Origin of the sequence: Burkholderia sp. b14, from assembly GCF_900156195.1 — a bacterium.
In the GTDB taxonomy this organism is placed as follows: Bacteria; Pseudomonadota; Gammaproteobacteria; order Burkholderiales; family Burkholderiaceae; genus Mycetohabitans.
In genome coordinates this window covers 1,992,832-2,019,820 of the sequence record NZ_FTPJ01000003.1, presented here as the reverse complement: position 1 = coordinate 2,019,820, position 26,989 = coordinate 1,992,832, and the positions used below count along the sequence as shown (strand labels likewise).

The 26,989-nt window shown below is 62.4% G+C and carries 19 protein-coding genes and 1 pseudogene; 6 read left to right on the top strand and 14 right to left on the bottom strand.

All coding sequences use genetic code 11. From position 1 onward, the window contains the following. Positions 1-56 precede the first annotated feature (56 nt). Complete coding sequence (locus B0B13_RS13800; RefSeq protein WP_076796847.1) at positions 57-4,781, bottom strand: glutamate synthase-related protein; 4,725 nt, start codon at positions 4,779-4,781, stop codon at positions 57-59. 966 nt (positions 4,782-5,747) lie between these two features. Further along, positions 5,748-6,440: pseudogene (locus B0B13_RS13795) on the bottom strand (transposase); the annotation flags it as partial. A 201-nt stretch (positions 6,441-6,641) separates the two neighbouring features. Between B0B13_RS13795 and B0B13_RS13790 the strand changes: the two are divergent. Next, the gene (locus B0B13_RS13790; protein WP_076787485.1) at positions 6,642-7,367 is read left to right on the top strand and encodes an OmpW/AlkL family protein; all 726 of its coding nucleotides are present in this window, start codon (positions 6,642-6,644) and stop codon (positions 7,365-7,367) included. 486 nt (positions 7,368-7,853) lie between these two features. Beyond that, the gene (locus B0B13_RS13780; protein WP_076785608.1) at positions 7,854-8,228 is read left to right on the top strand and encodes an ElaB/YgaM/YqjD family protein; all 375 of its coding nucleotides are present in this window, start codon (positions 7,854-7,856) and stop codon (positions 8,226-8,228) included. Positions 8,229-8,404: 176 nt separating this feature from the next. Here the strand turns inward: B0B13_RS13780 and ugpQ are convergent, their stop codons facing one another. The 8 genes from ugpQ to pilM all read right to left on the bottom strand — a co-directional run bounded on the left by ugpQ (position 8,405) and on the right by pilM (position 16,966). Continuing rightward, the gene (gene ugpQ / locus B0B13_RS13775) at positions 8,405-9,148 is read right to left on the bottom strand and encodes a glycerophosphodiester phosphodiesterase (protein ID WP_076796846.1); all 744 of its coding nucleotides are present in this window, start codon (positions 9,146-9,148) and stop codon (positions 8,405-8,407) included. Between the two features lie 70 nt (positions 9,149-9,218). Next, complete coding sequence (locus B0B13_RS13770) at positions 9,219-10,397, bottom strand: deoxyguanosinetriphosphate triphosphohydrolase (protein WP_076796845.1); 1,179 nt, start codon at positions 10,395-10,397, stop codon at positions 9,219-9,221. 68 nt (positions 10,398-10,465) lie between these two features. Next, positions 10,466-11,542, bottom strand: a complete 1,077-nt coding sequence (gene aroB / locus B0B13_RS13765; RefSeq protein WP_076796844.1) for a 3-dehydroquinate synthase — start codon at positions 11,540-11,542, stop codon at positions 10,466-10,468. Between the two features lie 10 nt (positions 11,543-11,552). Beyond that, positions 11,553-12,161 carry a shikimate kinase gene (locus B0B13_RS13760; RefSeq protein ID WP_083703747.1) on the bottom strand — a complete coding sequence of 203 codons (609 nt, stop codon included), beginning with the start codon at positions 12,159-12,161 and terminating at the stop codon, positions 11,553-11,555. A gap of 245 nt (positions 12,162-12,406) precedes the next feature. Further along, on the bottom strand, positions 12,407-14,086 hold the full coding sequence (locus B0B13_RS13755; protein ID WP_083703795.1) for a type IV pilus secretin PilQ: 1,680 nt from the start codon (positions 14,084-14,086) through the stop codon (positions 12,407-12,409). A 140-nt stretch (positions 14,087-14,226) separates the two neighbouring features. Next, entirely contained in the window at positions 14,227-15,273 is a 1,047-nt protein-coding gene (locus B0B13_RS13750) for a hypothetical protein (protein WP_139337430.1), read from the bottom strand. Continuing rightward, positions 15,270-15,833 (bottom strand): PilN domain-containing protein, encoded by a 564-nt coding sequence (locus B0B13_RS13745; protein WP_076785615.1) that lies wholly within the window; start codon positions 15,831-15,833, stop codon positions 15,270-15,272. Before B0B13_RS13745 ends, B0B13_RS13750 begins: the two co-directional genes overlap by 4 nt. A gap of 152 nt (positions 15,834-15,985) precedes the next feature. Next, a complete protein-coding gene (gene pilM / locus B0B13_RS13740; RefSeq protein WP_076785616.1) occupies positions 15,986-16,966 on the bottom strand; it encodes a pilus assembly protein PilM in 981 nt (326 codons plus the stop codon). A 227-nt stretch (positions 16,967-17,193) separates the two neighbouring features. On the opposite strand from pilM, the gene B0B13_RS13730 reads away from it, so the two are divergent. Beyond that, positions 17,194-19,602, top strand: a complete 2,409-nt coding sequence (locus B0B13_RS13730; RefSeq protein ID WP_076796838.1) for a penicillin-binding protein 1A — start codon at positions 17,194-17,196, stop codon at positions 19,600-19,602. A gap of 52 nt (positions 19,603-19,654) precedes the next feature. Here B0B13_RS13730 and cyaY read toward each other — a convergent pair whose 3' ends face one another. After that, positions 19,655-19,990, bottom strand: coding sequence for an iron donor protein CyaY (gene cyaY / locus B0B13_RS13725; protein WP_076785618.1), 336 nt, complete (start codon positions 19,988-19,990; stop codon positions 19,655-19,657). A 35-nt stretch (positions 19,991-20,025) separates the two neighbouring features. Between cyaY and lptM the strand changes: the two genes are divergently transcribed. Both lptM and lysA read left to right on the top strand, forming a co-directional pair. Further along, complete coding sequence (gene lptM, locus B0B13_RS19830) at positions 20,026-20,349, top strand: LPS translocon maturation chaperone LptM (RefSeq protein ID WP_076796837.1); 324 nt, start codon at positions 20,026-20,028, stop codon at positions 20,347-20,349. A gap of 3 nt (positions 20,350-20,352) precedes the next feature. After that, positions 20,353-21,615: a diaminopimelate decarboxylase gene (lysA, locus tag B0B13_RS13715; RefSeq protein WP_076796836.1), complete on the top strand. Its 1,263-nt coding sequence runs from the start codon at positions 20,353-20,355 to the stop codon at positions 21,613-21,615. 74 nt (positions 21,616-21,689) lie between these two features. Here lysA and ccsB read toward each other — a convergent pair whose 3' ends face one another. From ccsB to B0B13_RS13700, 3 genes are read right to left on the bottom strand one after another with little or no spacing between them, the layout of a single operon-like run. Next, positions 21,690-22,937, bottom strand: a complete 1,248-nt coding sequence (ccsB, locus tag B0B13_RS13710; protein WP_139337012.1) for a c-type cytochrome biogenesis protein CcsB — start codon at positions 22,935-22,937, stop codon at positions 21,690-21,692. A 5-nt stretch (positions 22,938-22,942) separates the two neighbouring features. Beyond that, positions 22,943-25,222, bottom strand: a complete 2,280-nt coding sequence (locus B0B13_RS13705; protein ID WP_076797334.1) for a cytochrome c biogenesis protein ResB — start codon at positions 25,220-25,222, stop codon at positions 22,943-22,945. Between the two features lie 34 nt (positions 25,223-25,256). After that, positions 25,257-25,916 carry a c-type cytochrome gene (locus B0B13_RS13700; protein ID WP_076796835.1) on the bottom strand — a complete coding sequence of 220 codons (660 nt, stop codon included), beginning with the start codon at positions 25,914-25,916 and terminating at the stop codon, positions 25,257-25,259. A gap of 202 nt (positions 25,917-26,118) precedes the next feature. Between B0B13_RS13700 and yihA the strand changes: the two genes are divergently transcribed. After that, positions 26,119-26,787, top strand: coding sequence for a ribosome biogenesis GTP-binding protein YihA/YsxC (yihA, locus tag B0B13_RS13695; protein ID WP_076796834.1), 669 nt, complete (start codon positions 26,119-26,121; stop codon positions 26,785-26,787). Positions 26,788-26,989 lie beyond the last annotated feature (202 nt).

The window sequence follows — 26,989 nt, the reverse complement described above, 5'->3', positions numbered from 1 at the left end:
GGGCTGTCGTGCGTTGACTTGCCGGCGCATCCGCCGTCGCGTCGGTGCGCAAGCCGTCAGGCCGCTAGGCTCGGCGCGCTCGCCGCCTTCTTCTTGGCACCGATGTCGGCCAAGGCACGCTTGTACTCGGTTGGAAACACCTTGACGAACTGACGCCGCGACGTATCCCAGTTCTCGAGCAGCGCCTTAGCGCGCAGCGACCCGGTGAACTCAAAGTGGCGCTCGATTAGCCCCTTGAGCAACGCCTCGTCGGTCTGGTCCTGATGCCACAGTGCCGGTTCAACAGTGCGCTCTTGCTCGGCCTGCTGCAGCACCGGCTCAAGCGCGACCATCGCCTGATTACATTGGGTCGCGAACGTGTTGCCCGGATCAAACACGTACGCGACGCCTCCCGACATGCCCGCCGCGAAGTTGCGGCCGGTCTCGCCGAGCACGACGACGGTGCCGCCGGTCATGTACTCGCAACCGTGGTCGCCGGTGCCCTCAACGACCGCCGTCGCACCGGAGTTGCGCACGCAGAAGCGCTCACCCGCAACGCCCCGGAAGTACGCCTCACCCTCAATCGCGCCATACATGACGGTGTTGCCGCAAATGATGTTCTCTTCTGACTTGCCGCGGAAGTCATTGGTCGGACGCACAATGATGCGTCCACCCGAGAGCCCCTTGCCCACATAGTCGTTGCCGTCGCCGACCAGGTCCAGCGTGATGCCGCGCGCTAGGAATGCGCCGAAACTCTGTCCCGCCGTCCCCTTGAACTGGATGTGAATCGTATCGTCCGGCAGGCCATCGTGCCCATACTTGCGCGCGATCACCCCTGAGAGCATCGCGCCGACCGTGCGATTCACGTTGCGCACCGGTTGGATGAACGACACATGCTCACCGTTGTCGATCGCCGCCTTCGCCTTGTCGATCAACACATGATCCAATGCCCGGTCCAGGCCATGGTCCTGCGTATCGACGTGCCGGCGCGCCACCTCGGCGCCCGCCTCAGGCATATGGAAGATCCGCGAAAAATCGAGACCACGCGCCTTCCAATGCGCGATGCCCTTTTTCGTATCGAGCAAATCGGCCCGACCGACCAGTTCGTCGAAGCGGCGAATCCCGAGCTGCGCCATGATTTCGCGCACTTCCTCGGCCACGAAGAAAAAGAAGTTCACCACGTGCTCGGGCTGGCCCTGGAACTTCGCGCGCAACACCGGGTCCTGCGTCGCGACGCCCACGGGGCACGTGTTCAGATGGCACTTGCGCATCATGATGCAGCCTTCGACGACCAGCGGCGCCGTCGCAAAGCCAAACTCGTCGGCGCCCAGCAGCGCGCCGATCACGACATCGCGGCCGGTTTTCATCTGTCCGTCGGCCTGCACGCGGATCCGGCCGCGCAGCTTGTTGAGCACCAGCGTCTGCTGCGTCTCGGCCAGGCCCAACTCCCACGGCGTGCCGGCGTGCTTAATCGACGACAACGGCGATGCGCCCGTACCGCCATCGTGGCCCGCGATCACAACGTGGTCGGCCTTGGCCTTGGCCACGCCCGCCGCCACCGTGCCCACGCCGACTTCAGAGACGAGCTTCACCGATACGCCAGCGCGCGGGTTGGCGTTCTTCAGGTCGTGGATCAGCTGCGCGAGGTCCTCGATCGAATAGATATCGTGGTGCGGCGGCGGGGAAATCAGCCCGACACCCGGCACGCAGTAGCGCAGCTTGCCGATGTACGCCGACACCTTGTGTCCGGGCAGCTGACCCCCTTCGCCCGGCTTGGCGCCCTGAGCCATCTTGATCTGGATCTGGTCGGCCGAGCTTAGGTACTCGGCGCTCACGCCGAAACGACCCGATGCGACCTGCTTGATTTTCGAGCGCAGCGAATCGCCATCGCGCAACGGAATATCGACGACGACCGCCTCTTCACCAATGACCGAGCCGAGCGTATCCCCATTCTTGATCGAGATGCCACGCAGCTCATTGCGGTACCGACGCTCGTCCTCGCCGCCTTCGCCGGTGTTGGACTTGCCGCCGATGCGGTTCATCGCGATTGCCAAGGTCGCATGCGCCTCGGTACTGATTGAGCCAAGCGACATCGCACCGGTTGCAAAGCGCTTGACGATCTCCTTGGCCGGCTCGACTTCATCGAGCGAAATGGCCTTGGCAGGATCGACCTTGAACTCGAACAGGCCGCGCAACGTCATGTGACGGCGGGTCTGGTCGTTAATGATATGTGCGTACTCCTTATACGTCTGATACGAGTTGCTGCGCGCCGAATGCTGCAGCTTCGCAATCGCGTCGGGCGTCCACATGTGGTCTTCGCCACGCACGCGGTACGCGTACTCGCCGCCAGCGTCAAGCATCGTCGCGAGAACCGGGTTGTCACCGAATGCATCGCGATGCAGGCGGATCGCCTCTTCCGCCACGTCGAACAAGCCAATGCCGCCAACGCTGGATGCGGTGCCCTTAAAGTACTTGGCGACCAGTTCGCTGGACAAGCCCACCGCCTCGAAGATCTGCGCGCCGGTGTACGACATGTAGGTTGAGATGCCCATCTTCGACATGACCTTCTGCAGGCCCTTGCCGACCGCCTTCGTGAAATTTTGGATGGCCTTGTCGGCCGACAGCGCGCCCGGCAGGCCGCTGGACATCGCCACCAGCGTCTCGAGCGCCAGATAAGGGTGCACCGCCTCAGCGCCATAACCGGCGAGCAGCGCGAAGTGATGAACCTCGCGCGCGGAACCGGTCTCGACCACCAGGCCCGTACTCGTGCGCAACCCATGCGCCACCAGGTGACTGTGAATCGCCGAGGTCGCGAGCAACGCCGGGATCGCGACATTGTCCCGGTCGGTCTTGCGATCCGATACGATCAAGATGTTGTAGCCGGAGCGCACAGCATCGACTGCCTCAGCACACAGCGACGCCAGGCGCGCCTCGATACCGGCCTTGCCCCACGCGACCGGATAGCAGATAGTCAATTCGTAGGAACTGAACTTACCACCGGTGTACTCGCCAATTGCACGGATCTTCGCGATATCTTTGAAGTCGAGCACCGGTTGCGACACTTCCAGCCGCATCGGCGGGTTGATGTTGTTCGTATCGAGCAGGTTCGGCTTCGGCCCGATGAACGACACCAATGACATCACCAGGTTCTCGCGAATCGGGTCAATCGGCGGATTCGTGACCTGCGCGAACAACTGCTTGAAGTAGTGGTACAGCGTCTTGTTCTTGTTCGACATCACTGCGAGAGGCGAGTCATTGCCCATCGAGCCGATCGCCTCTTCGCCGGCTTGCGCCATCGGCGCCATCAGGAACTTAATGTCCTCCTGCGTATAGCCGAACGCCTGCTGCCGGTCCAACAACACCGGCGCACCCTGCGGCTCAGCCGCCGCCACAACGTCCTCCGACTTCGGCTCGATTTCGTCCAGCTTGATGCGCACCGCGTCGATCCAGCTCTTGTACGGTTTCGCGTTCGCCAGATTGTCTTTCAGTTCCTTGTCATCGATGATGCGGCCGTGCTCCATGTCGATTAAGAACATCTTGCCCGGCTGCAGGCGCCACTTCTTGACGATCTTGGACTCGGGGATTGTCAGCACGCCGGCCTCGGACGCCATGATCACCATGTCATCATCGGTGATGAGGTAGCGCGCCGGACGCAAGCCGTTGCGATCCAACGTCGCGCCGATCTGACGACCGTCGGTGAATGCGATCGCCGCCGGACCGTCCCACGGCTCCATCATCGCCGCGTGATATTCGTAGAACGCGCGGCGATTCTCATCCATCAGCGCGTGCTGCTCCCACGCCTCCGGAATCATCATCATCACCGCGTGCGCCAGCGGATAGCCCGCCATCACCAGCAATTCGAGGCAGTTGTCAAACGAGGCTGTATCGGACTGTCCCGGGTAGATTAGCGGCCACAGCTTAGGCAGATCAGCGCCGAGCACGTGGCTCGCGATGGCCCCGGTGCGCGCGTTCAGCCAGTTGACGTTGCCCTTGACCGTGTTGATTTCACCGTTGTGCGCAATCAACCGATACGGGTGCGCCAACTCCCACGCCGGGAACGTGTTGGTCGAGAAACGCTGGTGCACCAACGCAAGCGCCGACACAACCCGCGCGTCCTGCAGATCGCGATAGTAGATCCCCACCTGCCTCGCCAGAAGCAGCCCCTTGTAGACAACCGTGCGCGCCGACATCGACGGCACGAAATACTCCTTGCCATGCTTGAGCTTGAGCGCCTGGATACGGTGGCTGGCCGTCTTGCGGATCACGTACAGCTTGCGCTCAAGCGCGTCGGTGACCATGATGTCCTTGCCACGACCAATGAAGATCTGGCGGATCACCGGCTCGCTGGCCTTCACCATCGGCGACATTTCCATCGTGCCGTCAACTGGCACGTCGCGCCAGCCAAGTACCACTTGCCCCTCGGCCTTGACCGTGCGCTCGAGTTCCTGTTCGCAAGCCAGGCGCGATGCGTGCTCCTTGGGCAGAAAAATCATGCCAACGCCGTACTCGCCGCACGGCGGTAACGTCACACCCTGCCGCGCCATCTCCTCGCGATAGAACGCATCCGGAATTTGGATCAGGATGCCGGCGCCGTCGCCCATCAGCGGATCCGCGCCCACCGCGCCGCGGTGATCCAGATTATCGAGAATTTTCAGACCCTGCTCCACGATTTCGTGGCGTTTGCGACCCTTGATGTGGGCCACAAAGCCGACGCCACACGCATCATGTTCGTTTTCTGGCGTGTACAGGCCTTGTGCTTCGGGCAAGCCCTGGCCGACGGTCGGTTGTGTTGCGTCTTTCATGGGGACACCGTGATTGTGATTGGCCATGCAACCGGCCGGAAAACTCGCGCTTGAGCGCTGCGTCGCTGTCGCTGCGAGTGTTTTCGGCGCATGTCGGCTGGATCAGGAGCGGCCGCGACTTGTGGACACGGAAGCGATGAATCAGCTGGAAATCAAATATACGCGACGAATCAATAGGACGCCAATAAAAATAGACTGATACGTCCCCTATAATATTTGTGTCCATTTTTATTTTAATAAATTGGTTCCATATCAATGTGACGCGCCCCAATACACCTTAGTGTGCCTGCTTCGCCGATCAGGACAGCGTCCGCGTGACAACCCAAACGCACCACCTCTGCCTCTGGCCGTTCTGCATTGAATGCATCATTACGGGCCTGTACGTCGTACGCTCGGTCCAAGGCTACCGTGCCGCTCGAGTAGGAGCCGGAGGGGGGATACCGAAGAGGGGAGTGTCGGAGGGGAAACGCCCGAGGAGACAACTTCTCGAAATGGACCGCCCATGTCGGCTACCTCATGTAGGCTGACTTATGTAAGCTACCCCATGGAGGCGGCCCATGCGAAACCAACCGACAAGGGACTACTCGATATAGAAATATCGGACGTAACGCCGCGACCGAGAAACCATCAGTAGCCACCACTAAGCGAGTTGCTGCTGATGGAGCCGCTGCTGAAAGGGGCGCCCTACGTTGAAGTGGGAGGATCCGTTTCCGAACTACCATTGGCCGGTCCCTCCCCCGATGCCCGTGCCGAAGCGCCATTGCTCGCCCCCGTGTCAGCAGCGCCGAGGCCGGTCGTGGCCCGCCCCGGCTGCGTGTTCCGTGCGCACGGCCCATTACCCGGCCCTGCCTCGCCTGGGCGACCTGCCTCCGACGACGGCACATCACCTGGCGGACGCGCAGCAGTCGAGGCCTCGCCTCCGGCCTCTGCACCAGGCGGCTGCGCACCGGCCGCCCCCTGACCATCGTCGTCCCGCATCTTACGAGGGCGTCCACGCGGCAACGGTGACACGCGGCGGTTCGCCTGCCGGGCCGCCCAGTCACGCCAACTTTCGCTCCCCAGCACCCACCCCTTGAGCGTGGCCTGCTGCAACTCATTGACTGCGTTTTCATCCAACGCCTGCTCACACAGCTGTTTGTATGCGTGCTGGCGCTCGAACGGCGTATTGGCCAGCGCCCAATACAGCGGATGGTCGGTAATCAACGGATCGAGTACGAGGCCAACGTGGTGTCGATAGCTGGACCACCGATACGCGTCAACAGAAGAAACGAGGCGCTCGCGCACCGGACTGAGTTCCACCAGCCGGCTGCACAGCATAAAATACTGTTCTGCTTCGAACACCGTGGCGCGGTAACGCCCTTCCCACAGCGTACCGCGTCGTCCATAGCGACGGTTGAAGTGCGCGACGTAGCGCCTACCCACGGCCTGCATCGCTTTGGGAAGGCTGGACTCCTCGCGCGGCGTCGCCAGCAACTGCACCGCCGATGGCATCAGGACGTACGCGTGGACCGCAAGCTGGTGGTCGCGTGATGCTATTTTCAGGCATTCAACAAACAGCGCATAATCCTCGTCATCGACGAAAGCAGGCTGGTGATCGATGCCTCGCAGTATTACGTGCTGCGGCTGGTCGGGGACATAAAGACGTGCTAACCGGGCCATTGCAGGAATTTCCGTTTAGATCGCACTTGGTGTATACCCACAGGAGTCAATCATCCCGCGGCGCTCGCGCACGACGCGGCGTGCAAAGCCAGCTGCGTCCAGCTTTAGGGAAAATGCTCTAACGCAGGACTATGGTTCGTTTGAAACGTTGTCTGCATAATGGGTGGACTTTAAAAAAAATGGAGGAGCACAGTGCAATTAATACACATCATCAAAGCCATTCCAGGGCTCGCGGCTATTGCTTGCTGCTTCAATCAGGCACATGCTCAAACGGCTGGCAGCGCCTATATGGCAGCCGGTTGGTTCCATCTTGCGCCGCAAGACAGCAGCGACGTACTGAAAATCACGAACGTCGGCGGCTCCCCCGTCAACATCGCGGTCCTTGGTTCGAGCGCTAGTATCGGCTCCTCCGATACTTTTGGCCTCTCCACAGGGTACTTCATCACTGACAATTTCGCCGTCCAAGCCGATGCGGGCATTCCGCCCAAATTCGACCTGCGTGGCGGCGGCACCCTCGCCTCGTACGGCAAACTCGGAGAGGCACGGCAATGGAGTCCCGCGCTCGTCTTCAAATACTACTTCCGCAATGCGGATGCTGCGTTTCGTCCGTTTGTCGGAATCGGCGTAAGCTACATCTGGTTCACCAACGCGCGGATCACGAATCCAACGTTTGTGTCGCAACAGTTGCATGGCCCGACCTCTGTGGACGTAGACAGCGCATGGGCGCCAGTGTTCAACGCCGGTTTCGCGTACAACTTCAACAAGCACATTTTCGCCAGCTTTTCCGTATCGTTCCTGCCATTTTCAACCGATGCCACACTGCATAGCGTCGCGCAAACACCGGTTGGCGTGCGTAACGTCACGAGCCACACGCGCATCAAGCTGAATCCGCTCGTCACGTTCCTAAACGTCGGCTACCGCTTCTGACGCTCAACGCGCCGGGGGAAGCCATGCTGACATTCTTCCACCCCGGGAGCGGCGCTTGCAGCTGTACCGCCCGCTTTGGCCCGTGCAACGCTGGCCTCCGTAGTACCTGCCCCGCGCGCTGTCTAGCTCCGCGTGCTATCTAGCTCCGCACGCTGTCTAACTGCGCGCCACCTGCCTGGACCCGCGCACCGCCTACTTCCGTAATGCCCGTCTTGACCGGCGCAGCTATCACCAGCCTTAATCGGCACGGCGCCAACAACCTCCGGGTTGGCCTGCAATGTGCTTCACTGTGTCGGCACTGACAGCCGCATTGCGTACTGCCACCGCCGTCAAGAAGCCAATCGGGGGTCGCAGGACCAATCTAACGTGGCGTATCGACGCGCGCACGCCACCGCTGTTCAGTGCATCTACGCACGTCGCGTGCCACCAAGAGTGGCTTTTTTGCAACACCGTCGAACATTTCGACACTATCTGGAGAAAGCTGGAATGACAAATTTGGAAAATACCCGCCAGGCGCTAGAGGATTCGTTCGACAAGACCGGTCGCCACGCGCAGCGTATCGCACACCATGGGCGCCATGCCGTGCAGGACGCCGGCGCTGAAGTACGTGAGCTGTTGTCCGAATTGGAAAATACGCTAACGGACAGTACTCAAGCCGATGTCGAGATTTTGCGCCAGCAATTGCGGGACAAGATCGAAGCCACGCGCTCACGCTTGGGGGATGTCCAGGAGAACGTGAAACGCCGCGCGCAGGCCGCATGGGGCGGGGCGGACGAATATGTCCATGAGCGCCCATGGCAGGCCGTCGCTGCAGCTGCCGGCGCGGCGTTGCTGCTGGGTTTGTTACTGGGACGCGCTTAGCGGCGCGGCATCGTGATGCTGGTACACGCCACATTGACGGACCGATATTTCCACCGACGGGTGGCGTACCTCCACGGTGCCAACCTCTTACATAGTACGGCATCTTCCTACGGTATGCGAATTACCGGCTCAACGTAGGGGGCTCGCCGTGCGTGGCGCGGCGCAAGCGCGTCGCCCTAGCCGAAGAAGTTCGCGCCGATCAAGTCGATGCGGTCTGTACAGATCGTATCGACGCCCCACTCGACAAGTTCGCGGGCGCGTTCCGGCATATTGACGGTGTAGGCAAGGACGCGCAAGCCGGCTTCGTTGATCTGCGCAACACGTGCGGCAGTCAACTGGCGGTGGTCCACGTGCAATGAGACACAGCCGAGCGCACGGGCATGCTCGCGCCAGTTCGCCGGCATGGCGCCGACCAACCAGCCGCGAGGTAGTTGCGCCGCCACGTTGCGCGCGCCGTGCAGCGCCTCAAGGGAAAACGACGAGAGCAGCGCCGGCGGCGTGGCGCCCGCCCACCATCGCGCCACTTCGCCTGCCACAAGGCGCCCAGTCAAGGTTTCGCGCCCCGGACACGGTTTAATTTCGACGTTGACGGCCAAGTCCAGCGCGCTACAGTACTCGCTCGCCTGCTGCAGCGTCGGCATCCATTCACCACGGAAACGCCCGTCGAACCAGCTGCCGGCATCCAACCGGGCAATCGCCGTGTACTGTTTGCGCTGCGCAGCGCCCCGGCCGTCGCTGGTCCGGTTCACTGTATCGTCATGCAGCAGGAAAACCACTTCGTCGGCGGACAACTTAGCATCGAACTCAACCATCTTGAGCCCCAGCTCCGCGCCGACGCGGATCGCCGCTAGTGTGTTTTCCGGCGCCAGCGTACCACCACCCCGGTGCGCGACCACGCGCGGATAAGGCCAATCGGCCACCTTGCATTCCTTACTTGAACAAAGGTGAAAGCAGCGCAAGTCGATGCGCAGGGAAAGCAAGCGTGAGAGTTTAGCCGTCGTCGATGACGAACAAACGGCGATATTCTTTCAGCGCATACCGATCCGTCATCCCGGCGATGTAATGCGCTATGAGTCTAGCCTGCGTCGCCGCATCATCGCACTGGTAATCAGGCGGCAGCAAGCGCGGATCGTCTCGGAACGCATCGAACAACCCCACGACCACGCGACGCGCCTTATTCGCCATGCGCATCACACGATAATGGCGATACAGGTTGTGACGCAGGAACTGTTTGAGTTCGCGCGCTTGCGCCGCGATCGCGTCACTGTGCGCGACCAGCGGCGCCGATGCGCGAACCGCATCGACCGAGTCTGGCCTCGCCATCGCCAGGCGTTCAGCCGTCGCGCCGATCAAATCGACGATCAACGTATTGATGATCCGCCGTATTGTTTCGTGGATTAGCCGCCGCCCATCCAATGTCGGATGGGCCTGCCTCGCCAATGCATGATGCTCACGCCACAGTTCGACCGTATCGAGCTGCTCCAGGGCCAGCAGTCCCGAGCGCAACCCATCGTCGATATCATGATTGTTGTACGCGATTTCGTCGGCAAGGTTGGCGATCTGCGCCTCGATGGAAGGTTGGCGCCCGCGCAGAAAGCGCTCGCCTAGCTCGCCCAAGCGCCGCGCGTTTTCACGCGAACAGTGCTTCAAAATACCCTCGCGGGTCTCAAAGCACAGATTCAGGCCGTTGAATCCGCCATAGTGCTCCTCCAACTCATCAACGACTGCCAGACTTTGCAGATTATGCTCGAATCCACCGAACTCGCGCATGCATTCGTTCAGCGCATCCTGTCCGGCATGGCCGAACGGCGTATGCCCGAGATCGTGCGCCAACGAGATCGCTTCAACCAAGTCCTCGTTGACGCGCAGGTTACGCGCCACCGAACGCGCGATCTGCGCGACTTCCAGACTGTGGGTGAGTCGCGTGCGGAACAGGTCGCCCTCGTGATTCACGAACACCTGCGTCTTATACTCGAGGCGCCGGAACGCCGTCGAATGGATGATACGGTCCCGATCGCGTTGGAACTCGGTCCGGGAATCCGGCGCGGGTTCCGGATGGCGGCGCCCGCGGGACAGCCGTGAAGACACCGCATACGGCGCCAGATGATCCTCGAGATCGCACAATGTCGGCACCCTATGCCGAAATTGACCTTCGTATGCACTCTTCACTTACCGACACTCCTTGAGCAACGACTGCTGCCGCCCTGCTTCAGCCGCTCGGACGCTGGGGCATGAACTCAGACGCTCGCCGCCAGTGTCGCGCGCACATCAGCATCGGGCGCACTGGTGATCAGCGTGTCACCGATCCGCTTCAATAGGATGAACTTTATCGTACCGCTGTCCGCCTTCTTGTCGACCTGCATCAGTTCGACATACCGATCCGTGCCAAGTGCCGGCGCGCGCGTGGGCAAGTGCGCTGCGCCGATCAATCGGCCCAGTCGATCGCGCGTAGCCTCGTCCAGCAAGCCAAGCCGTACCGACAGGTCCGCGGCCATCACCATCCCGCAACCGACCGCCTCGCCATGCAGCCACTGGCCATACCCGAGGCCGGTCTCGATCGCATGACCGAACGTATGGCCGAAATTCAGTATTGCGCGCAAGCCTGCCTCGCGCTCGTCGGCGGCAACCACCTTCGCCTTTAACTCGCAGGAGCGCTTGACCGCCCGTGCCAGCGCCGATGCGTCACAATGATTCAACGCGTCGATATTCGCTTCGATCCAGTCAAAGAATGCCGGATCCGCGATAGCCGCTGTCTTAATGACCTCAGCGAGGCCGGCGGCACGTTCGCGCTGCGGCAGCGTGCCCAGCGTGCCGATGTCGGCGATCACCGCTTGCGGCTGGTAGAACGCACCGATCATATTTTTGCCGAGCGGATGATTGATGCCGGTCTTGCCTCCGACCGACGAATCGACCTGGGACAGCAACGTGGTCGGCACTTGGATGAACGGCACGCCCCGCATGTAGCATGCGGCGGCAAAGCCGGTCATGTCACCGATGACACCGCCACCTAGCGCGACCAACGTCACCTTACGGTCCGCATGCTGACCCAGCAACGCATCGAATATCTGGTTCAGCGTTTGCCAGTTCTTGTGCGCTTCGCCATCGGGCAGCACGATCGTCTGCACGCGCTTGCCGGCACGCTCAAGCGCTGCCCGTACCCGCGTGCCGTACAGCGGCTCGACCGTGGCATTGGTCACAATGGCCACCGAGGTCCCACGAATATGCGGCGCGAACAACGCTTCCCGGTCGATCAAGTCCGCACCGATATGGATTGGGTAGGCGCGCTCGCCCAGTTTGACTTCGACATGGATCATACGGGGCGACTCAACAAGCATTGTCATGGGGCGGCAAAGCATCCTGCGGTGCGTCGCAGTCGGGTTGCGGGCGGATGCCGATCAGTTCCAGTTGTATGAGTACCATATTGACAAGACCATTGACGGTGGGCCGTCCGGTTTCAATCACGAAATGCGCACATTCACGATACAGCGGATCCCGCAACGCGAACAGCGACTCCAGCTTACCGCGCGGATCATCGGTCTGCAGCAGCGGACGATTTTTGTCGCGACGGGTGCGCAGCCATAGGTCATGTGGCGTGGCGCGCAAATAAATGACAATACCGCGTGCATGCAGCCACTCACGGTTTTGGGGTCGCATCACTGCGCCTCCGCCCGTCGCCAGGACTAGGCCTGGACGGCGCGTCAGCTCGTCAATGATCGCCGATTCCCGGTGGCGGAAGCCATCCTCCCCCTCGTGCTCGAATATCACAGGAATGCGCGCGCCCGTACGGGCTTCGATTTCGTGATCGGAGTCGACGAAGGGGCGTCCGAGGCGACGGGCAACAGCACGGCCAACCGTCGTCTTTCCCGCCCCCATCAATCCGATGAAAAAAACGCTGGCGTTTGCCGTCGCGTCGAGCAACTGTGTCATTGACATGAATCTACTGGTCCGTCGCGCAGCTTAATTGCAAACGTTGTTGTTTGTCGAGGCCGCAGCGCAGTACCACCGTACTTATGGAGCCGGAACACGCATCGCGACGGGCGGCGCGAACGGTTTGCGCATCACCCTTCATGCTGCCCCTCGGTTTCTTGTGCGTCCTGCTCGGCGAACTGTGACGGACCCGCCTCGGCAGGTCGTAGTGCGTTCGCCCCGGTTGGCTGCAACAAGTTCGCTTCAGCAGGCTACGGCGGATCTGCATCGGCACCCTGAGAAGAATTTGCTTCGCTACCCTGCAGCGGATCCGCTTCGGCACGTTGCAAAGGATCCGCTTCGGCGTGCCGACGCTGCCCCACTTCGGCGGCGCCGGGCCCTGGTGTGGCGCTAAGATCCTTGCGTCGCGCCCCGGACGCGGTTGCCTGCAGCCCAGTGACGACGGTGGGAGTAATCAATATGATTAATTCACTATGACGGTCACTTCGGGTCCGATGCCGAAACAAAGCGCCGATCAGCGGAATATCACCCAGGATGGGCACGCGGGCCTCGTCTTGCCGATCGTCCTGGGAATAGATACCGCCAATCGCAACCGTGCCACCGTTTTCAACCTCCACGCGCGTCTGCACCCGCTTCGTATGGATCGCCGGCCCATGTGACATCTCAGAGCCGACACTGTCTTTGGCAATGTCGAGGTCCAGTATCACATGTCCGCGAGGCGTGATGCGCGGCTCAACTTCGAGCTTGAGCGTCGCGCGCCGAAACTGTACCGCGCTGCCCCGCTGCGTACGGGTCTGGTACGGTACTTCGGCCCCCTGCTCGACCACGGCTTTGAAACGATCCGCGGTGATCACGCGCGGGCTCGATACCACGCGGCCGCGCCCTTGCATCTCCAGTGCATTCAGTTCGATGTCGAGCCGCCTCGATACCGACGCGCTCAGTAGTCCAATGCCCGCGCTGGCCGGCACAAACCCGGAAAGCGGGGCGGCCAACAGATCGACCATCGGCCCACGCAGTCCCGCCCCGGTGCTACCCTGAGACGCCACTTCGCCACCGGATGTCGGGCTATCGCCACCGTCGCGCTTGAGCATCGCGACTCGTGCACCCAGCGCGCGGGAAAATCCCTCATCCGCCTCAACGATCCGCGCCTCGATCAACACCTGCCGGGTCGGCCGATCGATCGCGTAAATCAGCGACGCGATGTCGGCCAGCCGGCCGGGGACATCGGTGACGAACAATTGATTGGTACGCGGGTCGGCATTCGCCGCGCCGCGGCTGGACAACAGCCGCTGGCTGCCCGATGCGCAAATCATCGTCCGCACGTCTTCGGCCCGCTGATAATGAAGTTCGAACAAGCGGCTAGCCAGCGGCTCCAGCTGCAATCGTTTCGCGTGCACCTCCAGCAACGCGCGTTCTCGCGCCGCAATTTCGGCCGCCGGCGCGATCCATATCACATTGCCGCGTCGCTCCATTTCGAGTCCGTGCGCTTGCAGCAACGCGGCCAGTGCATGGGACCATCGCACGTCGACCAGATGCAGCGACACTTTTTTGCGAACCTTGTCACTGACGATGATGTTGGATCCCGTGAATTCGGCGAAGGCGCCGAGTACCGTGCTCAGTTCCGCGTCACGAAAAGTCAAGGATATCGGTCTAGCCGCGTCCGCACCATCGTGCACATTTGCGCTGGAGCGCGAGCCGCTACGCGCGGCCGGTGGGGAGGCGGAAAACCCTGCGCCATCCCGCGCGTCGGCCTTCGGCGCCGGCAACGGCGTCTGCGCGGGTATAGGTCCGGACGCGGGTGCAAGCGTAGGTGTAGACGCGGGTGTGGACGTGGACGCAACCCTCGGCACGGGCTCAAGACGAGCTGCCGGCGCCCCCGCCGCCATCGCCGAGCTTGGCAGTTGTAGCATGCGAACATCATGCTCGGCCATGGCACGCAACACGGGCCGCACTGTGGCCAACGACGCGCGGGCATCAGCCAGCGCCCCGGCAAGCCCGAAAAGCGCAACGCCCAGTGTGGCCACGAAACACCGCGCCGCCACGCGACGCGTGTTGTCGAGTCGAACGCTGCTCACCCGTAGCCCTCCGCTGGTGGCGCCGATGGTCCATGATCGCTGCGCCTGGCTTCCCAGGCTGCGTCGTCGGCAATTGCCCCCGCCGCCGAGTCGGCGCCATCGCCTGGGGCAGCCGGCAAGTGGGGTTTGATCGCGTCGACTACGGTGATCCGGCGCGACCCGCTCCATATCGTGCCGATCCGCACCGGTGACGTGACCGATGCCATGCGAGGCTGGCGTGCGCGGGACCCACTAAAAGGATCCGGTGGCAACGGCGAAGGTGAGTTGCCGGCACGCCTGCGGTTAGCATCGACGCCTCGCTCGACAGCGGCATCCCAGCTGGCATCATGCACGCGAACAGCATCCGCCGCCAGGCTGCGCGTCGGCAACGGCACGCGGGGCTCGCGTACCCACTCGCAGCCGCAGCCAGCTGCAGCGAAACCAGGTCCACCGCGCATTCCGTATATCGTCAATAGGGCGCGCAACGAGAGTTGTCCACCGTCCGCTTTCAGTTGGACCTCGTCAGGTACCGCGATCACCGGCAGCGTGCTCAGTGAGCCGAGAAAGGACCACGCGCTGATAAAATCGCCGGATGCGGCCAGCCTAGCCGTCTGCCGGCCGACTGCTTGCGCCCCCTCGCCTCGGCGTTCTCCCACCGCGACTTCGGCAACAGGCTCGACGCTGTCGAGTAATAGACCCGCACGTGCTGCCAACGTGTCGATCCGTTGCATATGCTGTGCGACGTCCGGATCGATCCGCACAGCACGCACCTTTTCCAACTGGCGCCTGAGTGCGGGCAACGCGCTGACTTGCCGATGGGCTTGTGCAGTCTTTGCACGCAACCCAGCCACTGCCACGGCCTCGGCGCGCATGCGCTCGTCGTGCGAGGATTGCGACACGTACAGCGTGCCGCCGAACGACAATGCGGCCAACACCCCCATCGTGATACGGAACTGCATGGCCGACCACTGCTCTAGCGGCCTCGCCAATGCCCGACACGACGCAAGCAGCGCCGCCTGGCCGCGTAAGCCGTATAGGGAAGCATCGATTGTGTGCGCCATCATGAAGCCTCTCCAGCGTGGACGGACTGCTCCACACCTCGCGCAACCACACGCTGCTCATGCGGCGACATCGGCGGCCGCGTACCGGCGTGGGTCAACCGCGCAGTAAAGTTGAACGCGCCAGCAGGCGTGGTGCGACCTGTGTCGTCGGTCTCACGATCAGGCGGCACGCGCCGAAACGACAGGACGCTGGTCGAAACCACGCCTGGCGCATGCCGCAATTCATTGAGCCATGCGGATAAAGCGGACTGGCCAGTGGCTTGCCCGCTGACGAATGTCTCGTCGCCGTGCCGACTCAGTTCGGTCAGGCGCACGTCATGGGCTGCGGCTCTCGACAGGCGGTCGAGCAGTGCGAGCAACTGATCCCTACGCACCGCGCGTTGTGTCGCGTGCTCGCAAAACGCGCGGTAGGCACCCAGCTCGGCCTGCAGGCTGGCGTACTCGGCCATCGGAATTGCTGCAGCCGCGAGGTCACTTTCGAGCCGTTGCCGGTTCTGCTCAGCCGCGACGTCATTGCGTCCGGCGGCGGCCGACACAATCGCCGCGACCCCAACGCCGCCCAACGCGGCACACGCAGCACCAAACGCTCTGCGTTGACGAACTCTGCGTCGGCGCCGCGCGCGATGGGGCAACAGATTGAAACCGCCAAGGTCCCTAAGCAGCAACGCACATGCCGCGCGGCAACGCCCGCCACGAGCCCTCGCTGACACACCACTCATTCGAGCACCCCGCGCATCGCGAGCCCGAAGGCGACAGCATACGCAGGACTGTTGCTGCACGGTTGTGTGGCGATCGACGCGCGGCAAAACGGCGCACACCGGAATAGCTGCGGATCGCATCCGAGCGCACCGCGCAACGCATCGAAATCGAGTCCCGCGGCCGCGATCGCGGCAACCTCGCCGCCCACCACAGCTCCCGAGAGGTCGTCAGAGGCCAGCGCGTCACGCAGCGCGTCCAATATCGGGCCCCGGTGCCCAGATAACGCATGCCACTCACGCCGCACCATCGTGCCGCGCAGCAGCCATGTATACACAGTGCCACCGCCGACCCATATCGCGCACCAGCAACAACCGGCGGGCAACACGAGTGCACCCTGCAGCCGGCACGCACGCAGTGCGGCCGCAGCCTCGCCGTCTACCGTACTGAGCACGATGTTCGCAGCCGCTGCCGTGGCGATCCGTATATCGAGCCAATCACGCGAAGCGGCGGTGATCGTCACCGCGTCGGGATCGTCGTCCCGATCCGCCATGAGCCAATCGACGACGATCGACGATGGATCTACGCCAAACAGGCGTTCGGCCTCGGCCAGCACGGCCGGCTCCAATTCGTCGAACGCGGCGCAAGCGTGCTGCACCGAAGCGAGGCCGGGCGTGCGACGCGCCAGCTCGGCAAGCGAGGTCACACCCGTGTAGGTCACCGCCGGCGGCAACGCCATCACGTATCGCACACCGGCGAGAGACCGCCGTATCGGCATACTGTCGCGCAATACGCTCAATGCCCGCGACACGCATTCGGGCCGCAAAATTTCGCCATCCTCCACCACGCCCGCCGGCAGCGGTTGCGCCGCCAGGTGCTCAACGCGCACGTCGGCGCCGTCAGCCAGCCTGCGGCTGGCCACCGCCATCCGGATTTCCGACGGCGTAATGTCGATTCCTGCCGCGAACCGGCGTCCAACGGACAATAAAGCATTCTGCATGTTCCCTCCCTTGCTTCGCCGCGTCGGCCGGAAACCGCTCCGGCTCTGCGCTCGACGAAGCATGCAGACATTGTTGCGAGCTGCGCCGCCGCCGCACATTCGGCTGATCGGCCAGCAGCGGTTCACTCACGCCACGTCGCGCCCACAATAGGCATCCTTGCGGACAGGGGGATCAGTCGTGTCAGCCCGCCCCGCTATAATCGCGAGTTCGTGTTTTTGGTATTCCCATGCAATCGACGACGCCTGACGCCCCTCCTCCTCCGGCCGGCCCAAAGCGCAAACGCGCGCTAGGGTGGCGGGTTCTACTCGCGCTGGGCACCCTACTGATCGGGACGATACTGGCGCTGGCGCTAATGCTGTGCTACGCGGTGATCGTTGCCGAGCGCAACCTGCCGCCGTTAGACGCATTGACGGACTATCGGCCCAAGTTGCCACTGCGCATCTATACGGCGGACCATGTGCTGATCGGTGAATTCGGCGAGGAACGCAGGCGTATCGTGCGATTCGACGAAATCCCGGAGGTAATGAAAAAGGCGGTGCTGGCGATCGAGGACTATCGCTTCTACGATCATGGCGGGGTTGACCTGACCGGCATCCTGCGCGCCGGCGTGGCCAATTTCACCCGGGGCGGCAATGCGCAAGGCGCCAGTACGATCACGATGCAGGTGGCACGCAACTTCTTTTTGTCCAGCGAGAAAACCTACACCCGCAAGCTGTACGAGATGCTGCTCGCGTACAAGATCGAGTCGGCGTTGACGAAGGATCAGATTCTCGAGGTCTACATGAATCAGATCTATCTCGGTCAACGTGCATACGGTTTCGCCAGCGCGGCGCGCGTGTACTTCGGCAAGGATTTGAAGGACGTGACGCTCGCTCAGGCGGCCATGCTCGCCGGGCTGCCCAAGGCGCCATCCGCATACAACCCCGTGGTGAATCCCCGGCGCGCGAAAATACGTCAGGAGTACATCCTGCAACGTATGCTCGAGTTGCACTACATCAACGCGGATCAATACGATGCGGCGGTACACGAGCCGATCGTGCTCAAGACGCTGAGCACGCCGTACAGCGTGCACGCTGAGTACGTGGCCGAGATGGTGCGACAATTGATGTACGCGCAGTATCGCGACGAGACCTACACGCGCGGCTTCGAGGTCGTGACGACGATCGATTCGGCGGATCAGGAGGCTGCATACCGCGCCGTGCGCAAGGGTGTGATGGACTACGACCGTCGCCATGGTTACCGTGGACCGGAAGGGTTTGTCGAATTGCCGCAGGATGCCGCCGAGCGCGAACAGGCGATCGATGACGCATTGCTCGAACATCCGGACAACGGCGACCTAGTCGCCGCCGTCGTCACGCAAGCCGGCCCGCACGAGGTTAAGGCTTCGCTGATCGACGGCAACACCGTCACCATCCGAGGCGACGGGCTGCGCTTTGCTGCCGCGGCCTTGTCCGAGCGTGCGCAGCGGAACCAGCGCATCCGTCCCGGATCGATCATCCGAATCACCAAGGCCGCGGATGGTGCGTTCAGCATCGTGCAGTTGCCGCAGGTCGAGAGCGCGCTCATCGCGCTCACGCCGCAGGACGGCGCGATCCGCGCGCTGATCGGTGGCTTTGATTTCAACAAAAGCAAATTCAATCACGTCACGCAGGCGTGGCGCCAGGCCGGTTCGAGCTTTAAGCCGTTCATTTATTCGGCCGCGCTGGACAAGGGACTGGGCCCAGCGACGATCATCAATGATGCGCCGCTGTACTTTCCGCCAACCACACCCGGCGGCCACGCGTGGGAACCGAAGAACTACGGCGGCGGCTACGATGGTCCGATGACGATGCGCACCGCGCTGCAGAAGTCGAGGAACCTCGTATCGATCCGGATCCTGAGCCATATCGGCACGCATTACGCGCAGCAGCACATCACGCACTTCGGTTTCGATGCGGACAAACACCCTGCCTACCTGCCGATGGCACTCGGCGCAGGGCTCGTCACGCCATTACAGATGGCCGCCGGCTATGCGGTGTTCGCCAACGGCGGCTACCGGATCAATCCCTACCTAATTGCCGAGATCACCGATGCGCGCGGCGCGCTCGTCGCGCGAGCGCAGCCGGTGGTGGCCGAGCAGAATGCGCCGCGCGCGGTCGATCCGCGCAATGCGTACATCATGAATAACCTGCTGATCGGTGCCGCACAGCGCGGAACGGGCGCCAAGTCGAACGCACTCAAGCGCGTGGACATCGGCGGCAAGACCGGCACGACCAACGACTCGCGCGACGCCTGGTTCGCCGGCTACCAGCACACGCTAGTCGCTGTCGCATGGATCGGCTTTGACAGCTCGCGCAGCTTGGGCGATCGTGAAACCGGCGGCGGCCTCGCATTGCCTATTTGGATCGATTACATGGGCCGAGCGCTCAAGGACAAGCCCACCTACACCATGCCCCGCCCGCCGGGCATCGAGGACATCGACGGCGAACTGTACTACGCCAATATGCTGCCAGGCTCAGGCTTCGTGGCGACGGTCGGCATGCCCGCCTCGGCGCTGACTGGCGAATCGGCAAGCGCCGCCTCGGACTCGGGTGTCAACGCGAGCGTAGACGAATCCGAACGACAGGACATCATGAAACTGTTTAAGGGTCAGTGAGCACGTCGCACAAGCGCGGCGCGCACGAAAGCATGATGCGCAGCGCGGCGGCTCACGACGCGCGCGCGAGCGTGACCGGCTGGCCCGCATGCAGCGACACCGCGGCGGACAACGTCGCAAAAAACTCGGTCGATGTGCGGGTATCGCGCCACACGCCGTCAACATACTTGAAGTGATACCCACCAGACTTCGCTGCGATCCAGATTTCGTGCATCGGCGGCTGCAAATTCACGATGATCTTCGAATCGTCGTCGAATTCGAGCGTCAGCACGTTTGCGCTGCGCTCGCATTCAACGTCGATGCCCGCCTCGTCGGCCGCATTCTCGATGGCCGTCTGCACGGCGTCGAGCGTCTGTTCGGCCAGCTCCAGGTATTCGGTATCGGTCATGCTAAACTCCACCGGTTAGGTTGACAGGGTCTGTCATGCGTGTCGTTCAAGGATTGTCGGGCATTGTAGCGGGTCCGCTCGCACGTGCCATCGCGATATCGTATGGTATCGTGGCCTGGTGCGTCGCCGTGCTCGCGGGCTGTGGACAGCGCGGCCCGTTGTACTTGCCCAGTGTGCCGCCGCTGCCTGAACGGCCGGCTTTCATCGCACAACCGGCGTCCGCCACCGCGGCGGCGGCCAGCAGTGCCATAGGCGCATCCGCGACGCTCTCCCCCGACCTATCGCAGCGCGGCCTTCGGACCGCGCCCAACCTGTCTGTCCCGCGGTCTGCCTCCGATACTGCCCAACCTGCCCGCTGATTCATGGTCAATGCCTTCGCCTACGTCAACGGTGAACTGCACGTCGAACGCGTGCCCGCCGGCCAGCTCGCCGAACAATACGGCACGCCGCTCTACGTCTATTCGCGCGCCGCGCTGACCGACGCATACCAGGCCTATGCGAGCGCGTGCACCGGCCGCTGCGCGAAGATCCATTATGCGGTCAAGGCCAACAGCAATCTCGCCGTGCTAAACGTGTTTGCGCGCCTGGGCGCCGGATTCGATATCGTTTCCGGCGGCGAACTCGCGCGCGTACTCGCCGCCGGTGGCAAGCCGCACGACGTGGTGTTTTCCGGTGTTGGCAAGAGCACCGCCGAGATGCGCATCGCGTTGGAGGCGGGCGTGCGTTGCTTCAACGTCGAGTCGCTGGCCGAATTGGCGCGACTGAACCAGGTCGCCGGTGAATCGGGCCAGATCGCACCGATATCGCTGCGTGTGAACCCCGATGTCGATGCGAAGACGCATCCGTATATTTCGACGGGCCTCAAGGCGAACAAGTTCGGCGTCGCCTTCGACGATGCACGTGCGGCGTATCGCGCGGCGCTGGGCATGAAACACTTGCGCATCGCGGGTATCGACTGCCACATCGGTTCGCAGATCACCGAGATTTCCCCCTACCTCGATGCTATCGACAAGGTACTCGAGTTAGTCGCGCAAGTCGAGGCAGATGGCGCACCAATCGGCCATATCGACGTCGGCGGCGGCCTAGGCATTCGCTACGATGACGAAACGCCACCGGACATCGGCACGTTCGTCAAAACGATACTGGACCATTTCGATCGGCGTGGACATGGCCATCGTGAAATCTGGTTTGAGCCTGGCCGTTCGCTGGTCGGCAATGCGGGAATCTTGCTGACCCGCGTCGAATACTTAAAGCCGGGAGCAGTCAAGCATTTCGCGATCGTCGATGCAGCGATGAACGACCTCGCTCGCCCCGCCATGTACGATGCGTATCATGCGGTCAATGCGGTCGCGCCGCGCGATGGCCAGTCACCGGTGACCTACGATATCGTCGGCCCAGTGTGCGAGAGTGGCGACTGGTTGGCTCGTGATCAGTCACTCGCCCTGGCGTGCGGCGACCTGCTCGCGATACGGTCAGCCGGCGCGTACGGGTTCGTAATGAGCTCGAACTACAACACCCGCCCCCGAGCCGCCGAGTTACTTGTGGACGGCGCGCGGGTGCACTTGGCACGCCGACGCGAAACGCTCGCGCAGTTGATGGACGGCGAATCGACACTGCCCGACTGAACAGGGTGACCGCTCAGAAGGTACCGCCGGCGCGCGGCGGTCGCGATCGGGCCATCACCGTGCAGCGGCGCCGCCTAGAGCTTGCCGTAGCTGTGCAAGCCGGACAGGAACATATTGACGCCGAGGAACGCAAAAGTCGTCACGAGCAAACCGGTCAGTGCCCACCATGCCGCCGGCGTGCCACGCAACCCTTTCATTAGCCGCATGTGCAGCCAGGCCGCGTAATTCAACCAAACGATCAACGCCCAGGTTTCCTTCGGATCCCAACTCCAATAGCCCCCCCAAGCCTCGGCAGCCCACAACGCACCAAGAATGGTCGCGATCGTGAAGAACGCAAAGCCGACCGCGATCGACTTATACATCACGTCGTCCAGCAATTCGAACGAAGGCAACCGATCGTCCAGCATGCCGCGCTGCTTGAGCAAGTAGGCCACCGACACCATCGCCGACAACGCGAAGCTGCCATAGCCGATAAAATTCGCCGGCACATGAATTTTCATCCACCAGCTTTGCAACGCCGGCACGAGCGGCTGAATGTGTTGCGCGTCGCGTGATATCGAGTACCACATCAGAAATCCGACGGCCGCGCTGATCACCAGCAGCACGAATGCACCCAACGCTCGCGTGCGGTAATGCGATTCGTAATAAAGATAAAATAGCGCAGTGATCAGACAAAACAGCACGAACACTTCATACAGGTTCGAAATCGGAATGTGGCCGACATCCGGACTGATCAGGTACGATTCGTACCAGCGCACCATCATTCCCACGAATCCCATCCATACCGCCGCCCAAGTCAGCTTTGAGCCGATCGCGCCGCCCGAGGCCGAGCGCGTCAGCGTGCCGATCCAGTAAAACACGGTCGCGATGACAAACAGCGCGCTCATCCATAGGATCGCCGACTGGCTCGACAGTAGATACTTCAGGAAAAATGTCGACTCGGCCCGTGCCAGGTCGCCGCGATACAGCGCCACGCCGGACAGTGCCAGCACCGCGATGCCCAGCGCCAGCCATCGAACCGGCTTCCAGCGCCAAGCCAGCACGACCAACGCCGGCGCGGTACCGCACAACACGCCGACGTCATACACGTTCATGTACGCGTGATAGCGCAACAGCGCAAAGCCCGCGCCCACGATCACCAGCAACGCGAACAACCAGTCGAGCAACGTCAGGCGGTGCAGCAGCGCACGGGTATCCCAGTCTGATAGCCCGGCCAACGGCCCCTCAACTGACACAGTGGCTTGGGCGGCGTACGGTGGGCGTGACGCCGTATCCACCGCTGAGTCCCGGGCGGGCCGGGAAGATGAATGAGTCAAATCCATAATCTTCACTTTTGCGGGGATCGCAAGGAGGTGGGTGCCGACGTGTCGCTCGTTTGCGACGACGGCGCGTCGTCGCCGGCATTGGACGAACACGTAGCGGCATTGGACGTGGCAACATGCGACGGGCCTACATCGAGCGGCCGCACACCCAGCACCGCACCAAGCGCGTCGCGCATGCGCGCGTATTCGCCAACAAAATCGAGCGTTCTGCGGGCCGTGGACATGGCCATCAGGACACGGGTGCCGCCGTGCTGTCCTTCGGGCTTGAGCCAGATCCACAAGCGGCGTTCGCGCACGTAGAACATCGCAAAGATGCCCAGCACGAGCAGGATGCTGCCAAGATACACGAGAGGCTTGCCGGGCGCGCGGGTCAGCTGAAACACCGACGCCTGGACTTGCTTGAAGGAGTCAAGTTGCAGGTACACTGGCGCGCCGTAGAAAAAACTGTCCGACAACGCGTTAATGGCGCTTTGCATGAAACGCGTATTGTCAGCGTCAGACAGCGCAGGCGGCTCCCCGGCGCGCTCCCGCGCAATCTGCCACACTTCCCAGATCGCCCCTTCGAGCATCCGCAACAACAACTCGGCTGCTTTTGGCTGCTCCGCGCTGGGCACCGAATGGTCAATGAACTCGGCCACGGCCTGGAATCCGCCGTTCGGGGGCGCACCGGCGGGCATGCTGTCGGGGCGCGCGCCGCCGGCGAACAGGTTGAGCACGCGCTGGGCGCTGTCGCGCAAGGGGCCCTGCAATGCGCTATTGCTGGCCGATGGTATCGATCGTACGGCGAATCGGCGCGCTGCCTCGTCGCGCACGGCGGGATCCGCCAGCGCTGCGCGCAACCGCATCCATTCATTGACGGAGCCGGCGTTGTCCGCCGGAATGCGCAAGTAGCGGAACGGATCATCGGGACGACTGCGCATGCCTGCCAGGAACACTCGCTGGCCATCGATTAGCACCGGCAGCATGTAATTGTTATATTCGTGTGCCTGCCCGCTTTTGTCGCGAATCTTGAACTGCACGGACGGGCCGACATTGCGCAGCTCCACCGGTTTCGAGGTCTTCGCGCCTGATCCCAACCGTTCATCAAACGCCTGTTTGAGCGATTGATGCGATACGCCGCGCGCATCATTCTGCCCAGCGCCGTTGGACACGTTCTCGACATTGATCGCACGAAAATCCGTGAACTCGACGGTGTCGCCCTGTCCGAGCGATTCCAGTGGCATCGATACGCCGATCGTCCCGGCAAGCGGCACGGGCTGGCTGCCGGTGCCAGTCATCGGGTAAGCGCTCATGCGCATGGTCGAGCCACCATCCTGGAAACTGGATTGGTAAATAGCCACGCCGTCGTAGACGAACGGCTTGTTGACTTCGACACGCGCCGGGATGCGCTTGCCGCTATCATGGTCGACCACGACGATGTCGCTGGCGAATAACTTGGGCATGCCAGTCGAGTAATAGTCGACGATAAACTTATTCAACTCGATCGAGAACGGCAAATCCTGGATCAGGGAACCGTTCTGCTGGTTCAGTATTGCCGTGGACACATGCTGGCCTTCCGGCACCCAGGCGTAGCCCCGAAAGGTTGGGTTGGACGCCGACAACCGGTGCTCCGGGCCAATCTGGCTGATCACCTGGTTGGACTGCACAGGGGTCTTGTTAAATAGCCACATTTGCAGCTTGATCGGCAGGTTGCTGTCGAGCAACCCACCGAGGCAAATGACGACGATCGCCAGATGGGCGAAGATATAGCCGAGCTTATTAAATGCGCCACGCTTGGCAGTGATCAGCGTTGCCGTCCCGTCGGGTTCGTCGCGCGGCACGGCTCGCATCTGGTAGCCGAGCCGGCGCACGAGCGCGCCGAGCGCCTGCGCGGCGTGTTCCCGGTCCATCGTTGCCACATACTCCGCGTTGTGGTGGAATGCGCGCAAGCTGCCCTCGCGTACGCGTTCCTTCCAGCTTTTCATGTCGGCGATCATCTTCGGCGCATTGCGAATCACGCACAGCGAGATCGACACGATCAGGAACGCGAGAATCAGCATGAACCACCACGCGCTGTACATCGTGTATAGCCCGAGCGCGCGGAAGATGTCGGCCCAGAACGGACCAAATTGGTTGACGTAGTTTGGGTAGGGGTCTTCCTGCGTCAGCACCGTGCCGATGACGCTCGCGATCGCCAGAATGACCAACAGGCTGATCGCAAAGCGCATCGAGCTGAGCAACTCGATCGCGTCGCGCACAATCCGGTGTTCGGTACGAATCTGCACGCCCGATGTTGAAACACTCAATTCACACTCCATTCGGACGCTGCCCGCCGCCGCATTACCGCAAGCCGCTGATGTAGTCGGCCACCGCCTTGATCTCATGATCACTGAGCCGTGCCGCGATCTGGCTCATCGGCACATTGTTGTTGCGCGTGCCTTCCGCGAACGCCCTCAATTGCGCGATCGTGTAGTCGCTCCACTGCCCGGCCAGGCGCGGATACTGCGCCGGAATCCCCGCGCCGGCAGGCCCATGACAACCCGCGCACGCCGGCACGCCCTTTTCGAGGATACCGCCGCGCCAGATCCGCTGGCCCACCGCCACTAACGCGTTGTCGCTCGCGAATCCGCGCGTTTGCTGCTGCGACGCGAAATAGGCCGCCACGTTCGCTGTGTCCTGGTCTGACAGCGCAGCGGCAAAAGGTGCCATCACGTCGTTCTTGCGCTCCGGTTGCTCCGCGCCCGGCTGCGTCTTGAAATCGCTCAATTGCTTAACGGTATAGTCCGCGTGCTGCCCGGCAAGCTTCGGGAATGCCCCGCTCGCGCTGTTACCGTCCGTGCCATGACACGTCGCACACACCTGGGCGGCAATGGCCTGTCCTCGGTTGAGGTCCGGCTTTGCCGGCGCATCCGCCGCTCCTGCCAACCCCGCCCATCCTGACGCGGCACCGATTCCTGCCAACATCTGAAGCACGACCACAGACCTGCTCAATCGGTTCATTCGCACACCTTGTTTCGTCTTGTAGGGAAGAGAACTGAGGTTCTGCAACAAACGACGGTAGGCAGCCTCCGGCGACCCGGCGGGCACGCAATCGAATCGTCAGTAAACCGTCGCATTGTACAATAACGCGCTATTCGCGATGATGCCAGCCCGGGATTGCCCGGCCACTGCCCTTGCATTGCGCCGCCTTGTTGGTGATCTCATGCCCTTGCTACATCAGTGCCGTTTTTTCACGACCGTCAACCATCTGCGCGACCTGCCGGCGACGATACAGCCGGAAGTGGCGTTCGCTGGCCGCTCCAACGCCGGCAAGTCCACGGCGATCAACGTGTTATGCAACCAGAAGCGGCTGGCGTTCGCGAGCAAGACGCCCGGGCGCACACAGCATATCAATTACTTCGCGGTCGGGCCGGCGGACGCGCCCGTCGCGCATCTGGTAGATCTGCCCGGGTACGGGTATGCCGAAGTGCCCGGCGCTGCGAAGGCGCATTGGGAAGCGTTACTGAGCACCTACCTGACGACGCGGCCGCAAATCCGCGGCCTGATCCTCGTGATGGATTCACGGCGGCCGTTCACGGAACTGGACCGGCGCATGGTCGAGTGGTTCGGCGCGACCGCGCGGCCGATCCACGTGCTGCTCACCAAATGCGACAAATTGACGCGACAGGAAAGCATGAATGCTCTACGCGCTGCGCAAAAAGCCGCCACCGCTTACCAGGCTGCCGGTCTGCGCAGCGAGATCACGATACAGCTGTTCTCAGCCCTCAAGCGTATCGGCCTGGACCAGGCTCACGCACTGCTGGAGCACTGGCTGGCACCTGACGCCGCTTCGCAAGCGGATGCGCAATCCGGCCCCGACGCGAGCAAATAGGCATGAAGTGCCGATAAAGGGGATGCCGATAAAAAAACCCGCCGTCACGCGGCGGGTCAACAGCCTAATCGTAGAACGACAGGCACCCGCTCAGGGAGGAGAAGCGGGGAGTTCCGCACATCGTGCGGCCCTCGCTCGGTATGATATACCAACGGCCTGAAAAGTTTTGGGCACCGCCATCTATCCGACACCGACAACCGAC